Annotated in this window: 15 protein-coding genes, 1 tRNA gene and 1 riboswitch; of the genes, 2 read left to right on the forward strand and 14 right to left on the reverse strand. The window is 70.9% G+C overall.

All coding sequences use genetic code 11. The annotated features are described in order from the left end of the window. Nucleotides 1–22 precede the first annotated feature (22 nt). From R8F63_10640 to R8F63_10690, 11 genes are all read right to left on the reverse strand, one after another. A tRNA-Gly gene (locus R8F63_10640) sits at nt 23–98 on the reverse strand. A gap of 54 nt (nt 99–152) precedes the next feature. Beyond that, the gene (locus R8F63_10645; GenBank protein MDW3219055.1) at nt 153–1,007 is read right to left on the reverse strand and encodes a hypothetical protein; all 855 of its coding nucleotides are present in this window, start codon (nt 1,005–1,007) and stop codon (nt 153–155) included. Continuing rightward, the gene (locus R8F63_10650) at nt 1,000–1,239 is read right to left on the reverse strand and encodes a hypothetical protein (GenBank protein ID MDW3219056.1); all 240 of its coding nucleotides are present in this window, start codon (nt 1,237–1,239) and stop codon (nt 1,000–1,002) included. The genes R8F63_10645 and R8F63_10650 overlap by 8 nt, the downstream gene beginning before the upstream one ends. Before the next feature lie 34 nt (nt 1,240–1,273). Continuing rightward, a complete protein-coding gene (locus tag R8F63_10655) occupies nt 1,274–1,624 on the reverse strand; it encodes a hypothetical protein (protein MDW3219057.1) in 351 nt (116 codons plus the stop codon). 44 nt (nt 1,625–1,668) lie between these two features. Continuing rightward, nucleotides 1,669–2,448: a DNA-formamidopyrimidine glycosylase family protein gene (locus R8F63_10660; protein ID MDW3219058.1), complete on the reverse strand. Its 780-nt coding sequence runs from the start codon at nt 2,446–2,448 to the stop codon at nt 1,669–1,671. 16 nt (nt 2,449–2,464) lie between these two features. Continuing rightward, nucleotides 2,465–3,631, reverse strand: coding sequence for an aminotransferase class I/II-fold pyridoxal phosphate-dependent enzyme (locus tag R8F63_10665; protein ID MDW3219059.1), 1,167 nt, complete (start codon nt 3,629–3,631; stop codon nt 2,465–2,467). Next, a complete protein-coding gene (locus R8F63_10670; protein ID MDW3219060.1) occupies nt 3,628–4,842 on the reverse strand; it encodes a homoserine O-acetyltransferase in 1,215 nt (404 codons plus the stop codon). Before R8F63_10670 ends, R8F63_10665 begins: the two co-directional genes overlap by 4 nt. A 52-nt stretch (nt 4,843–4,894) precedes the next feature. After that, nucleotides 4,895–5,037, reverse strand: a riboswitch (SAM-I-IV-variant riboswitch). 5 nt (nt 5,038–5,042) lie between these two features. Beyond that, on the reverse strand, nt 5,043–6,779 hold the full coding sequence (locus R8F63_10675; protein MDW3219061.1) for an N-6 DNA methylase: 1,737 nt from the start codon (nt 6,777–6,779) through the stop codon (nt 5,043–5,045). Continuing rightward, entirely contained in the window at nt 6,745–7,917 is a 1,173-nt protein-coding gene (locus R8F63_10680; protein ID MDW3219062.1) for a DEAD/DEAH box helicase, read from the reverse strand. The genes R8F63_10675 and R8F63_10680 overlap by 35 nt, the downstream gene beginning before the upstream one ends. A 42-nt stretch (nt 7,918–7,959) precedes the next feature. Continuing rightward, on the reverse strand, nt 7,960–8,250 hold the full coding sequence (locus R8F63_10685; GenBank protein ID MDW3219063.1) for an MGMT family protein: 291 nt from the start codon (nt 8,248–8,250) through the stop codon (nt 7,960–7,962). 3 nt (nt 8,251–8,253) lie between these two features. Then, nucleotides 8,254–8,775 carry an adenylate/guanylate cyclase domain-containing protein gene (locus R8F63_10690; GenBank protein ID MDW3219064.1) on the reverse strand — a complete coding sequence of 174 codons (522 nt, stop codon included), beginning with the start codon at nt 8,773–8,775 and terminating at the stop codon, nt 8,254–8,256. A gap of 61 nt (nt 8,776–8,836) precedes the next feature. Here R8F63_10690 and R8F63_10695 point away from each other — a divergent pair, with 61 nt between their 5' ends. Both R8F63_10695 and R8F63_10700 read left to right on the forward strand, forming a co-directional pair. Beyond that, the gene (locus tag R8F63_10695) at nt 8,837–9,643 is read left to right on the forward strand and encodes a serine hydrolase domain-containing protein (GenBank protein MDW3219065.1); all 807 of its coding nucleotides are present in this window, start codon (nt 8,837–8,839) and stop codon (nt 9,641–9,643) included. A gap of 137 nt (nt 9,644–9,780) precedes the next feature. Continuing rightward, nucleotides 9,781–10,776, forward strand: a complete 996-nt coding sequence (locus R8F63_10700; protein ID MDW3219066.1) for a phosphotransferase — start codon at nt 9,781–9,783, stop codon at nt 10,774–10,776. Here R8F63_10700 and lgt read toward each other — a convergent pair. From lgt to R8F63_10715, 3 genes are read right to left on the reverse strand one after another with little or no spacing between them, the layout of a single operon-like run. Then, nucleotides 10,711–11,568, reverse strand: coding sequence for a prolipoprotein diacylglyceryl transferase (gene lgt / locus R8F63_10705; protein MDW3219067.1), 858 nt, complete (start codon nt 11,566–11,568; stop codon nt 10,711–10,713). The genes R8F63_10700 and lgt overlap by 66 nt on opposite strands. Before the next feature lie 47 nt (nt 11,569–11,615). Then, nucleotides 11,616–13,391, reverse strand: a complete 1,776-nt coding sequence (locus R8F63_10710) for an acyl-CoA dehydrogenase (protein MDW3219068.1) — start codon at nt 13,389–13,391, stop codon at nt 11,616–11,618. A 9-nt stretch (nt 13,392–13,400) separates the two neighbouring features. Then, nucleotides 13,401–14,318 carry a YihY/virulence factor BrkB family protein gene (locus R8F63_10715; protein ID MDW3219069.1) on the reverse strand — a complete coding sequence of 306 codons (918 nt, stop codon included), beginning with the start codon at nt 14,316–14,318 and terminating at the stop codon, nt 13,401–13,403. Between the last annotated feature and the right edge of the window lie 82 nt (nt 14,319–14,400).

Raw genomic sequence — 14,400 nt, forward strand, 5'->3', positions numbered from 1 at the left:
GCGGCCTCAACCGGGATTTGCGTGGAGCGGACGACCGGGTTCGAACCGGCGACCTCAACCTTGGCAAGGTTGCGCTCTACCAACTGAGCTACGTCCGCAAGAGCCTGCAACTGTATCCGCTCGCCGGGTGAACCTACACCCGGAATCGGTGATCAACCGTCGACGCGACTGCGCACCCCGGCGGCGATCTCCTGGGCCTTGGCCAGGTCCGCGATCTGGTCGACCACGAGATCGCGACCGTCCCGCGAGAACACCAGGGCGGCTTGTCGCTCGTCCTGCCAGCCCTGCACGGTCAAGCCGGGCTCGAGGCTGATCGGGAGGACGTCCGGGTCCCACTGGCGCGCGTTGACGACGATGAGACGCCGGTCGGTCAGAGCCAACGCGCCGTTGGCACCCTGGAACCGGCAGGCCGTCAGCGTGACCACCGTCTCGCCCTCGTCGAGCGCACCGGACAGCACCAGGAACGCGGCATGGCCGGCTCGGCGGGCCGCACCGGACAGTGCCTGGGCCGCGGCCCCGATGCCGTGGGCGTCGGTTGTGCCCGGGCCACTCTCGGCCGTGGGCATCGCCGGTTCCGGAGCCGCGGGCGGCGGTGGGGGTGGCGCAGCGGCCGGAGCAGGAGCGGCCGACGGGGCGGCGGGCGGCGGCGGCGGAGCTGCGGGTGCGGGAGGCGGCGCAGCGGCGGGCGGCGGCGGAGCTGCGGGCGCGGGAGGCGGCGGCGCGGCTGCCGCGGGAGGCGGCGGCGGAACGGCAGGCGCCGTAGGCGGCGGCGGAACGGCAGGCGCGGAAGCCGGCGGCGGCGCGGGATCCACGCCGGCGATCGGAGGCGGCGGCGTTGGGTCGACCCCGGCGATCGGGGCGTCGCTCGTCGGCAGCGAGCCGATGTCGTCCGTCGTCGGCTCGGCCGGCGCCGGCGGCGGGGGCGGCGGTGGCGGTGGCGGCGGTGGTGGGGGCGCCGGCGCGGGGGGTGGCGGCGGCGCGTCGTCCGGTTCGAGATCGTCAGGCACCAGCATTCTCCTCTTCGGGCGGACGGAGATCGATCGTGAGCGTCAGCACGCCGTCGACCAGTGAAGCCTCGGCGTCGGCGATCATCGCGTAGTCCTGGAAGTCGAGCTGCGCCTGTTCGAGAAAGCGCGCCCGCTCGTCGCCACCGACCGGCGGCAGGTTGCGCTTCTTGACGGAGGCGGCGCGCTCGCGAAAGCGCGCGATCATTGCGTCGATGTCGAGTCCTTCGGCCATGGAGAGACAGTATCGGTCATGAACCGACCGGGCTTCAGTCTTCGGCCGGCGGACCGGCTGGCTCCGCCGGCACGACCCCCGATGCCTGGAGCTGGCGGGCGGCCACCCGCAGGCGCCGCCGCGGGCTCGTGTGCCAGAGATAGACGAGCAGGGCCGCGGCCGCGATCACGCCGACGGTCACCAACTCGCGACGGATGCGCCGCACGGTGTCACTCGTCTCGGTGTCGAGCACGACCGCCGAGTCGGGCTGCGCCTCGTCCGTGTCATCGAGGACCGTGACGCCGGTCGGCTCGGTGTCCGGCTCGTCGGCCGCCCCGGCCGGGGACGCGACGACGCCCACGACGACAGCGATCACGATCGCGCAGAACCCGCGTGTCCAACCCACGGCCAGCGACCGTACCGGCTCGACCCGCGATGCCGCGAGCGGGGTCACACCTGGTGGGCGGGACACCAGTAGGTCGTGCGCCCGCCCACGTCTTCGCGCCGGAGCTCCTCGCCGTCCTTCGGACACCGCCCGCCCCGCTCGCGGGCGGGCTGGAGGTCACCGGTGTGGCTTCCTCCACGGCGGCCGAGCACGGCGAGCGTGCGCCGCATCGCCCGATGCAGTCGCGCCACCTCGTCGGCGGCGAGTGAGTTCGCCGGCCGGGTCGGGTCGAGCCCGGCCCGCCACAGTGCGTCGTCGGTGAGCAGGTTGCCCATGCCCGCCAGACGGGCCTGATCCATGAGGCGGGCCTTCACCGGCGCCGTCGACGAGGCGAGAATCGCCCGGAAGGGTTTCAACGTCACCGACGCGGCGTCCGGGCCGAGCTTCGACTCGTCGGGGTCGAGCTCGACGCCCCCGAGGCGACGCGGGTCGCGGATCACCAGGTCACCGCGGCCGGCGAACGTCAGACCGAACCGGTCCCACGCCGGATCGTTGCGGTCACTCGAGTACTCGAGCTGATCGATCGACGCGCCACCGTCGACGAGCAGGCGTCCCGTCATCCCGAAACGCAATCCGAGAACCGGGCCGTCGGTGTCGACGAGCAGGAGCTTGCCGATGCGACGCAGGCCGACCACCGACCGTCCGGGCAGCACGGCCCGGAGCTCCTCCGGCGTCGTGGCGCCCTTCGTGTACCAGTCGTCGGGCGCGTGGACGGTCGCGATCCGGCGGCCGACCACGGGCGCGGCGGCGCTGCGATACGTCTCGATCTCGAGCAGCTCCGGCATGCCGACAGCCTGCCCGTCAGCGGATCGAGTCCAACGCCTGCCGCAGATCGGCCTCGAGATCGTCCGCGTGCTCGAGCCCGCACGACATCCGCACCGTGCCTTCACCGATGCCGGAGGCTTCCAGCTCCTGGGGCAGCAGGCCGACGTGGGTGGTGGACGCGGGATGGGTGAGCAGCGTCTCGGGACCACCGAGTGACGTGGCGAGTTGGGCGAGCTCGATCCGTTCGACGAGCTGACGGCCCGCATCGCGCCCACCGGCCAGGTCGAAGCTGACGAGACCACCGGGGAGATCCATCTGGCGCTGGGCGAGCTCGTACTGCGGATGTGAGGGCAGACCCGGGTAGAAGACCTGCTCGATCGCCGGATGGCCCGAGAGCGCCTCGGCCAGCTGCGTGGCCGTCTTCGTCTGCTGTTCGAGCCGGACCGCAAGGGTGCGGATGCCGCGCAGGCCGTTGGCCGCGTCGTAGGGCGACGCCACCGCGCCGTGGAGGATCGCGAAGCCGCGGATCCAGGCGAGCAGCTCCTCGCTGCCACTCACCACGCCGAGGATCGCGTCGTTGTGACCGGCGATCGCCTTCGTCGCCGAGTGGACGACCAGATCGACGCCGTACTCCAGCGGACGCTGGGCGATCGGCGGGGCGAAGGTGCCGTCGACGACCGTCATCGGGCCCTTGATCGCGCCGAACCGTTCGAGATCGACCAGCGCCAGCTTCGGGTTCGCCGGCGTCTCCGCGAAGCAGAGGGCGGTCTTGCCGGGGATGACCGCGGCATCCCAGGCGTCGGGGTCCGTGCCGTCCACGAACGTGACGTCGATCCCGAACCTCGGACACACCGCCTGGAACAGCAGCTGGGTGTGGGAGTAGAGCTGGGACTGCACCACGATGTGATCGCCCGACGAACACAGGCCGAGGATGACGGCGCTGACCGCACCCATGCCCGACGAGAAGGCCCGTGACGCCTCGGCTCCTTCGAGATCGGCGATCGCGCTCTGGAAGTCCGACACCGTCGGGTTCGAGTTGCGCCCGTAGAACTTCGGCATCGTGATGTCCTGAGCGAAGCGGTGCGCCTCCTCCACGCCTCCGGCGACGAAGGTGCTGCTCGCCCAGACGACCGGCGCGAGCGCCGTGTCGTTGTGGACGCGCCCGGCCCGGATCGCCCGGGTCTGCGGCTGTCGTTCGGTCATCGCGTTTCCTCCGCGGTTGCAACGGTTCGAGAGATGAGGGGGCCGAGATGGGCGGACTCGAGGAGGAATCCGTCGTGGCCCTGGGGGCTGTCGATCACGTGGTACTCGCAGCTCCCACCCGCCGCCTCCACGCCGGCGTGGATCTCCGCCTGCTGGTAGGGCGGGTAGAGCACGTCGGATGTGATCGAGGCCGTGAGCACGGGCACCCGGAGCCGCCCGAGGGCGGCAGCGACGCCGCCGCGGCCACGGCCGATGTCGTGCAGGTCCATCGCCTTGCTCAGCACGAGGAACGAGTTGGCGTCGAAGCGCTTGACGAGCTTCTGCCCGTGGTGGTCGAGGTAGGACTCGACCTCGTAGCGCCCCCACTGGTCGAACTCCTCGCGGGAGTTGACGTGGTGGCGCCCGAAGCGCTGGTCGAAGACCTCGGAGGTGCGATAGGTGATCTGCGAGATCTCGCGGGCGAGGCCGAGGCCGGCCCACGGCCCCTTGCCGGGCGGGGCGTCGTAGTAGTTGCCGCCAGCCCATTGCGGGTCCTGGACGATCGCCAGGCGCTGGACGGCGCTCCAGGAGATCTGCTGGGCACTCGCCGCCGCGCAGGTGGCGATGGGAAGGATGGCGTCGACCCGATCCGGGAACATCGATCCCCACTCGAGCACCTGCATGCCCCCCATCGAACCGCCGACGACCGCCAGCCACCGGCCGATGCCGAGGCGATCGGCCAACCGCCGCTGGGCTCGGACGATGTCGCGGATCGTGACCTGGGGGAAGGCGGCGCCGTAGGGCCGGTCGGTGCCGGGAACCAGGCTCGCCGGGCCGGTACTGCCCTGGCAGCCGCCGAGCACGTTCGCACAGACCACGTACCAACGATCGGTGTCCAGTGCCTTGCCGGGCCCGATGAGGTCGTCCCACCAGCCATCGGCCGCGTGACCCGGCTCGATGCGGCCCGCAGCATGCGAGTCGCCGGTGAGCGCGTGACAGACGAGCACGGCATTCGACGCGTCGGCGTTGAGCTCGCCCCACGACTCGTACGCCATCACGACCTCGTCGATCCGACCGCCGCCTTCGAGGGCGAACGGCCGACCGTCGGTCACCGTGACGAAGCGACGCCGTCCCACCGGATCCCCCGGTCGCCACGCGCCGGACGCGGGGAGGTCATCGGCGTAGCGCTGATGCGGATCGAAGCTGAGAGGCTGCGGGTCGGAATGGTCCACGGAGAGATTCTCGGGACTTCTACCTTCAGGTGCCCAGTGGATGATGGCGAACCATCAGACACTTCGTTGCGGGGGCCGGAGCCTCCACCACATCCCCACCGAGGTGGGTGGGCACCTTGGGTGTCTGGTCCCAGGTTGCCGGGTCCGCATCATCTCACCGGGGTGAGACTCCACGAACCGCTCTGAATGTTGTCGGCACCCTATCGGCGGGGAAGCCGTGAATGCCACCATTTGTGCAGATCAGACCGGCCCTCGACGCCGTACGCGGCCATCGCCGCCTCGCCGATCGCCTCGACCGACACCGCCGTCGGGTCGCGCCGGCGCCGGGTGACCAGCGCCGCCGCCGCGTCCCAGGCGGCTCCCTCCACCGGCAGCGGCAGGGCCGCGATCGCCGCGGCGCTGATCCGCATCGCGTCGCTCGACAGGGCCGAGCCGGCCGCCTCGCGCAGGAGGAGCGCGGTCGCGACGGGCGAGCAGAGCGCGGCGGCGAGGTGGGCGAGCGACGGTCCGTCCTCCCCCGGTTCGACACTGACCACCGGTGTACACGGCACGGTCCCCCCGGTGTCGTCGATGAGCACCTCGATCGTGCGGGTCTGGTTCGCGACCAGGAGCTTCGGTCGCAGCCGGGCCGCGACCCACGCCGCGATCGACGGGTCCACGTCGGCCACCCGCACCCCCGGGTGTTCCCAGCGCCGGCCGTCGAACCGGCACGGGGTCGTGCCCCAGCGGTCCTCGAGCGGGTCGATGAGACCCGAGGTGATCAGGCGGCACTCGGCGTCGGGGTCTTCGTGGACGGCGCCGCGGAGCCCGTAGAACTGATCACGGAAGCCGGCCGTGACGGAGGCGACGTCGCCGACCACGGCTCCCGCCGAGAACTCGTCGTCGCCGAGCCAGGCCGCCGGGTCGTCGATCAGCAGCGCCGCCCACCGCTCGCCGGGCGGCCCGTCGGCGCGGGCGACGGGCGGGACGCCGACGAAACGCGCGACCGGCGCGGTATCGGCGCCGCGTTGCAGGACGAGCGCGACGGTGTCGACCGCGGCATCGAAGCGGCGCCCGTCGTCCAACCAGATCGCCTGGAGCGGCGCGTCGGTCGTGAGCCGCGACCGCACCGCGGCGGCGTCGCGGGCCGACAGCACCGACGTGGGCTGCACCAGCGCGACCACGCCGTCGGGACGGACCGCATCGGCGCCGGCGAGGAGAAAGGCGGCAGCATCGTCGGTGTACGCCCCGAGCTCCGGCCAGCGCCGGCGCAGCGACGCGTGTCGGGCGCGATCGCGCACGGTCTCGCCCTTCAGCTGGGCCAGGAACGGCGGATTCCCGATGACCCAGTCGATCCGCTCGTCCGTCACGTCGGTGAGCCCGTCGCCGACGCGAAGTGCGTTCTCGCCGACCGGCGCACCACCGGCCCACAGGCGCAGCGCGGCGATCGACGTCGCGACCGCCAACGGATCGGTGTCGAGGCCCCGCAGGCGGGCGATCACGTCCGCCCGCGCGCCGGACAGGCGTTCGGCCACGGCCAGCAGGAAGGCTCCCCCGCCGACGGCCGGGTCGAGCACGATGTCGTCCAGGCCGAACGGGCGGACCCCAGCCGCGACGTCCACCACGGCGGCCGCAACGTCCGGCGCGGTGTGGTGCACGCCGCCGGCCGCTCGCGAGCGGCGGTCCAGCAATGCTTCGCGCAGCTGACCCGGGAGCCATGGCCCCCATGCGCTCAAGAGCTCCGGATCCACCTCGATCCCGAGGATCGCGTCGTCCGGGGCGACCGGCGCCCCGTCGATCTCGAACGCCACGTCGACGTCGAGGGCACGGGCCACCACGGCGACAGCCGCGGCCAACACCGCCGCGTGATCACGCTCGGCACCGATGTCGGCCCAGGCATCGATCGACGCCGGGCGCGCAGGATCAGTCGGCGAGGGGGTCCCAGCTCGCGAGGTCATTGAGCCGCTCGTCGTTGGAGAACATCTCGGTGAGCGGCTGGATGACGTCGATCCGCTTCTGGAGCCGCTTGATCTCGAGCTCCTCGTCCCACAGCGACAAGGTGACCACGAGACCGGACTCGCCGGCACGCGCGGTGCGGCCGGCCCGATGGAGGTAGGTCTTGTGGTCGCCGGGCGGGTCGTACTGGATCACGACGTCCACATCGTCGACGTGGATGCCGCGGGCGGCGACGTCGGTGGCCACGAGGGCCTGGAGCTTCCCGTCGCTGAAGTCCTTCAACGACTTCTCGCGGCTCGTCTGGCGCAGGTCGCCGTGGATCGGCGCCGCCTTCACGCCGAAGTCCTTGAGATCGCCGGCGAGTCGATCGGCCATCGCCTTCGTCCGGGTGAACATGATCGTGCGCCCGGTCGACTTGGCGATCGTGGCGGCGACCTTCGACTTGTCCATCTTGTGGACGGCGATGAACCGGTGGGTCATCTCCTCGACGGTGACTTCCTTGCCCTCGACCTCGTGCATCGACGGATCGGTCTGGTACCGCTTGATCAGCGTGTTGACCACGCCGTCGAGGGTGGCCGAGAACAGCAACGTCTGATGCGACGTGTCGATGTTGCGCAGGATCCACTCGACCTGGGGCAGGAATCCCATGTCGGCCATGCGGTCGGCTTCGTCCACCACGACATGGGCGACGTCGGCGACCGAGACGGCCTTTCGGTCGATGAGATCGATCATGCGACCCGGGGTGGCGACGACGAGATCGACACCCTTCTCGAGCCGCTCGATCTGCTTCTCCATCGGTGCGCCGCCGTAGATCGCGAGGGCGTTGCGGCCGACCGCACGAGCGGCCGGGTCGAGCTCTTCGGTGACCTGGTTGGCGAGCTCACGGGTCGGCACGAGAACGAGGCCCGTGGGGCGGGAGGGCGCGGCCTTGGCCATGCGCTGCAGGACGGGGAGGCCGAAGGCGAGGGTCTTTCCCGAGCCGGTCTGGGCCTTGCCGCACACATCGCGGCCAGCGAGGGCGTCGGGAATGGTGAGGGCTTGCACCGGGAAGGGCGACGTGATGCCTCGCTCGTTGAGCGCATCGACGATTTCGTCGCTCAGACCCAGCGCCGCGAAGGAAGTGAGGGCGGTGTCTGTCATCGAGTTGCCAAGGGTACCGGCGAACGCCCGGCAGGCGGCGAATCAGCCCCGTATCCGGCCGTCGCGGACCTCGATGCCCTCGGCGGTCAACCGCTCGGTCTGTTCGACCTCGTGGTCACGCAACAGTCGACCGGATGCGCTGACCACCCGCCACCACGGAAAGATGCCGTCGGACTTGCGCAGGATCGAGCCGACCGCCCGCGCCGCGCCCGGAAAACCCGCCTCCGCCGCGACGTCGCCGTAGGTCACCAGGTCACCGGGCCGGAGCCGATCGAGGACCTCGCCGACGGCCCGTTCGAAGTCGGTCCACTCGGCGCGGTCGTCCGGAAGCATCGCTCAGTCGCAGGCCGTCAGACGCAGCAACGGGATCAGGATCTCGACGCCGCGGATCCGTCGCTCCCCCGCCGATTCGACGGCGATGCCCACGAGCGACGGCGACACGGCCTCTGCGGTCGCGAGCACCTCCCGGGGCGCCGCCTCGTCACAGAGGCGAGCCGCGATGTTCACCGCGTGACCGATGCAGTCGTCGCCCTCGAAGAGGATCACCGGACCCCGTGAGATCCCCCCTCGCAGAGGCAGCCCTGCGGCGGACTCGTCGATGCGCTGCTCGATGTCGACGACCGCCTCCACCACGGGATCGGGCTCGACGCCGACCAGCATCGCGCCGTCGCCCAGCCACTTCGCGATGCGCACGCCGCGCGTCGAGGCGGCGTCGCGCACCGCCTCGCGGAACTGCTTCAGCAGCTCGGTCGCCTCGCCGTCACCCTGGCTGTCGGTGAACCGGGTGAAGCCGGACAGGTCGATGAACGCGAAGGTGCGATCGACCCGAATAGTGGTGGCGCCCGGCACATCGGTCACGGCGAGAAGACTCCCACGGAACCCCGACCGACATCACACCCGGCGGGCTACCGTCACCGCGATGGGCGCCCTGGATCTCCTGCACGACTGGCCGGTGGAACACGCGGCGGGCGCGGTGATCGTCGACGGCATGGTGGAAGCCACGACGACGGACGTCGACCGTCCCTTCGCGCTGGCGTCGGTCACCAAGCTGATCACCGCGCTCGTCGCCCTGGTCGCCCACGAGGAGGGCACCCTCGAACTCGACGAGGAGATCACCGCGGCGGGTGCGACCGCCGCCGACCTCCTCGCCCATGCCGGCGGGGTCGCCCCGGATGACGACTCGCAGCTCGCGGCGCCGCATCGCCGCCGGATCTACTCGACCCACGCCTACGACATGATCGCGGAGGCGATCGCGACGCGAGCAGCCATGCCCTACGCCGACTACGCCCGGGAGGCCGTGCTCGAGCCGTTGGCGATGACGGAGACGCGGCTGCTCGGCTCCGCCGGGGCCGGCGCGTGGTCGACCGTGCGCGACCTCACCCACCTCGTCCGGGCGTGGCGTGAGCCGATCGTCGTCGGCGCGCCGACGTTGGCCCGCGCGACCTCCCCCCATCTGCCGGATCTGGCCGGCGTCCTCCCCGGCTTCGGGCGCCACGACCCGAATCCGTGGGGTCTCGGCCCGGAGATCCGCGGCCACAAGGACCCTCACTGGACGGGGTTCGGCAACGCCCCGTCGACCTTCGGCCACTTCGGCCAGACCGGCACCTTCCTGTGGGTCGATCCGGCGGCCGACATCGCCGTGGTGGTGTTGACGGACCGATCCTTCGGCGAGTGGGCGACCCAGGCATGGCCCGTCTTCGCCGATGCCATCCTGCCCGGCACCTGAGCGATCCGGGCCGAACGGCCCAGCCCGAAGGGCCGGTCGCTGTGAGGGTGCTCAGTTCGGCCCTTCGGGTGCCGATGGGGTGGCATGAAGAGGGCCCCCTCGCAACATGGTCGCGGATTCGACCGAGGTCGACGCACGTGAACGAACGCCGCAACCCCATGGCGATGGCACGCGCCCGCCACGCGCTCCTCCAGGCCGGACTCGATTCGTCGGTTCCGCTGGAGCCCGCCAGCAGCGTGACCAACGAGGTCTGGCTGACGCCGACCCATGTCGTGCGGGTCAACCGCCGGCCCAACCAGCGACTGCGCCGCGAGGCGACGCTGGGGCCGAGCCTTCCCGCCGAGATCGGCTACCCGATGGTCGTCGCGTACGGCGGCCGCATGGGTGCGGACTATCTCGTCCTCAAGCGGGTTCCCGGCAAGCCACTCGCCCACTGGTGGCCCACGATGTCGACGGCGAAACGTCGCTCCGCCGTCAGCCAGCTCGCGACGAAGATGCAGCGCCTGCACAACACGCCGGGTCCGGCGGACCTTCCCCTGATCGACGCCCCGCAGATGCTGCGGGGCGAGACGCTCTCACCGGTGATGTCGCTGCTGGTCGCCCTCGACCAGGCTCGCTCGCTCGCCCACGTCGACCGCGGGCTCATCGACGACGTCGAACGCATGGTCTACGACCTCACCCCGGCGATCGAACCGTTCGACAGCAAGTTCCTCGTCCACGGCGACCTCACGTTCGAGAACATCCTGTGGGACGGCGACGAGATCACGGCGGTCCTCGACTTCGAATGGGCCCGCACCTCGCCGGCCGACGTCGACCTCGACGTGTTCCTGCGCATGTGCTGCCTTCCGCACCTGCACGTGGCCGACGAGTGGGTCGAGCGGACACGGGCGGACGACTACGCCGACATCCCCTGGTGGCTCGCCGAGGACTACCCGGAGCTGTTCGAGGTCCCCCGCCAGTTCGACCGGCTCCGGCTGTACGCGATCGCGTACGACATCCGGGATCTGACGATGTTCCCGCCGCCGGCTCCCGCCCAGCAGCTGAACAAGCACCACGCGTTGAACCGGCTACGCCGAACCGTCGTCGGGAACAGCCACCTCGACCGGCTCGACACCAGCGCCGGCGTCGTCTGAGTCGTCGTCCGTCGTCGGACGACCCCGCAGCACCAACCACGCGCCCGCGGCCACGATGCCGATCACGCTCATCCAGATGTTGATGCGCACGCCACCGATCTCGGTGGCGTGGTCGACCCGGACCGTCTCGAGCCACAGCCGGGCGACGAGATAGCCGACCACATAGACGGCGAGCAGTCCGCCCGAGCGGACCCGCTTCGTCTTGCCGAGCCAGATCAGGAACACCACGAGTCCCAGGTTCCAGACCGCCTCGTAGAGGAACGTGGGGTGGAACGTCTCCTCGGTGAGATGCTCGGCTGGCCGGTGCTCGGGCGCGATCTCCACGGCCCAGGGCAGATCCGTGGGACCACCGAAGAGCTCCTGGTTGAACCAGTTGCCGAGACGGCCGATCGCCTGCGCCAACGGCAGGGCCGGGACGGTCGCGTCCAGCAGCGTCGGACGGTCCCATCCTTCGCGGTGGATCAGCCACAGACCGACGAGGATGCCGGCCGCCATGCCGCCGGGGATACCGAGACCGCCTTCCCAGATCTTGAACGGTTCCGCCCATCCGTCCTTGAAGCGCCAGTCGGTGAGCACGTGGTAGATCCGCGAGCCGACGAGGCCGGCGGGCACGGCCCACATGGCGAGCTTCGAGATGTCCTCCGGGTCCCCGCCGGCGGCGGACCACCGCTTCTGGGCGAGCCAGACGGCGGCGATGACGCCGAAGGCGATCGCGAGGCCGTAGGCCCGCAGGGTGAACGGGCCGAGTTCGATCGCCTCACTCGACGGGCTGGGGAAGGACGCGAGAAGCATGGGGACGAAACCCTATTCGCCCCGTCCGGCTTCCGGGATGTCGCCGCTCACGGCGCGAGCACCGTCGTCCGGCCGTCCGCGAGGACGGCACCGAGACCCTCGACCGCCGGTCGGCGACCGACGACCGCGGCGAGTCGATTCATCGCGAAGAAGCGCGCCAGCGTCGCTCGGCGCTCCGCCTCCTGCCCGTCGTCGGCGTCGGCCGCCGACAGGGCAGTGTCGATCAGGATCGAGCCACCGGTCGCGACGGCCAGCATCTCGAGATAGGCCGTCGCCCCGGGGAGACGGTCCACCGGACTCGCGGCGAGCATCCACGCCGTCGCCTCCTCGACCGCGTCGAGAGCCGACGTGAGATGACCGGCCACACCGCCCAACGTGGGCGATGCCGCGGCCGCCGTCGCGACCGAGCGCATCTCCGCGAGATGGGCGCGCACGGCGGCGCCGTCGTCGAGCGGCACCTTGCGACTCACGAGATCGATGGCCTGGATGCCGTTGGTGCCCTCGTAGATCGGGGTGATGCGGGCCTCGCGGAAGTGCTGGGCCGCACCGGTCTCCTCGACGTATCCCATGCCGCCGTGGATCTGGATGCCGGTGCTCGTCAACTCGCACGCGAGGTCGGTGCACCACGCCTTCGCGAGGGGCGTGAACAGCGCGGCACGGTGGTCACCGGCTCGGCGCTGGTCCGCCGTCTCGGCGTGGTCCGTCCGATCACTGGCTGCCGCCGTCCGGTAGCAGAGGCCTCGCATCGCGGCGATGCAGGACGCCATGTCGAGCAGCATCCGCTGCACATCGGGATGCTCGACGATGGGGCTGGGCGAGCCCGGCTCGGCGCCCGGCGCCTGACCCTGCCGACGCTCGTGGGCGAACGCGAGGGCCTGCTGATACGCCCGCTCGGCGATGGCAACGCCCTCGAGGCCGACCGCCAGTCGGGCGCTGTTCATCATGGCGAACATGGCGCGCATGCCACCGTGCTCCTCGCCCACGAGCCATCCCGTGGCGCCGCCCTCGTCGCCGAACGCCATCACCGCGGTGGGACTGCCGTGGAGTCCGAGCTTGTGCTCGAGCGACACGCAGCGAACGTCGTTGTGCTCGCCGAGCGTGCCGTCGTCGCCGACGAGGTACTTGGGCACGAGGAAGAGGCTGATGCCCTTCGTGCCGGGCGGTGAATCCGGAGTGCGGGCCAGCACCATGTGGACGATGTTGTCCGCCATGTCGTGCTCGCCCCACGAGATGAAGATCTTCTGGCCGGTGATACGCCACGACCCGTCGTCGTTCGGGAGGGCCCGGGTGGTCAGGGCACCGACGTCGGAGCCGGCCTCCGGCTCGGTCATGTTCATCGTGCCGCTCCACTCCGCCGAGATGAGTCGCGGGAGATACACCTCGCGCTGTTCCTCGGTGCCGAACTCCGACAAGGCGTCGATGGAGCCTCCGGTGAGCGTCGGGCACAGCGAGAACGACAGGCAGGCGCTGGCCATCAGGTCGTGCACCGCCAGATTGACGACCGACGGGAACCCACCGCCTCCGTAGGCGACGGGACCACCGATGGACATCCAGCCCGCGTCGACCATGCGGCGGTAGGCGTCCGCGAACCCCGGCGCGGTGCTCACCCCGCCGTCGTCACGGCGCACGGTGCCGACGACGTCACTGTCCCGGTTGAGCGGCGCGAGCACCTCCTCGAAGAAGCGGCCCGCTTCGGCGACGAGGCCCTCGACGGTGGCCTCGTCGACCCCCGCGAACGCGGGCAGAGCGAGCACTCCGTCGAGGTCGGCGGCGTGACGCAGGAGCGAGAAGATCTCCGTCGACGGAGCGCGGAAGTCGGTCACGGCTGCACCCTACCGACGAAGGCGACGACTGCTCTCCGGCCTCGCCGCCCGGTTGATGTCCAACCCCTTCTCGACCGCGAGGAGCGAGTTGATCTCCGCCCCCAGGAGCAATCCCATCGCCATCAGGTAGAGCCAGAAGAGGAGGCTGATGGCGCCCCCCAGCAGGCCGAAGACGGCGTTCGCCCCCGAGCTGGCGAACGACAGGTACGAGCTGAAGCCGAGCGACACGGCCGACCACCACAGCGACGCGATGACCGCGCCCGGGAGCTCGGAACGCCACGGCGTCGAGTGGTTCGGGGCGACGTGGTACACGGTTGCCGCCCAGCCGACGAACACGAGGAAGACCACCGGCCATCGCAGCCATGTCCAGAGCGTGGCCAACCACGACCCGACGCCGAGTTCGTCCGCGATGTCCGATCCGCCGCCGAAGAGCGGGCCGACGACGATGAGCACGAGCACGACCGCCGCCACGGCGACCGTCAGCAGGGTCAGGCCGAGACCGACGAGCCGGGTCGAGAGCCAACCCCGGAGATGATCGTGGTCGTAGGCGACATCGAGGGCCCGCACGACCGCGGTGAACCCCCGCGACGCCGCGTAGATCGCGATCACCGCGCCGATCGTGAGCGCGCCACCGTTCCCGCCCCTGAACAGGTCCTCCACCGTCGCTTCGAGGCTGTTGTCACCGCCGAACACGTTGACCATCTGGTCCACGAGCCAGTTCTCCACGTCGGCCGCCGTGTTGTCGCCGACGAGCGCATCGGCGGACCCGAGCGCGGCGGCGAGGGCGACCACGGCCGGGAAGAACCCGAGGAGCGCGAAGAAGGCGATCTCGGCCGCGAGCCCGCCGACGCGGTCCTTGGACCACTCGCCCGCGACGAGCCGGGCAAAGGCGTAGCCTCGCCGACCCAGCTCCATCAGTCGATCCATCGCTCCGAGGCTACGACCTCCCTCCCACCCGATCGCATCTCTGGTCATGAAAGGGTCGCAATTTGCGACCCTTTCATGACCA

Source organism: Acidimicrobiales bacterium (genome assembly GCA_033344915.1).
GTDB lineage: Bacteria > Actinomycetota > Acidimicrobiia > Acidimicrobiales > Aldehydirespiratoraceae > JAJRXC01.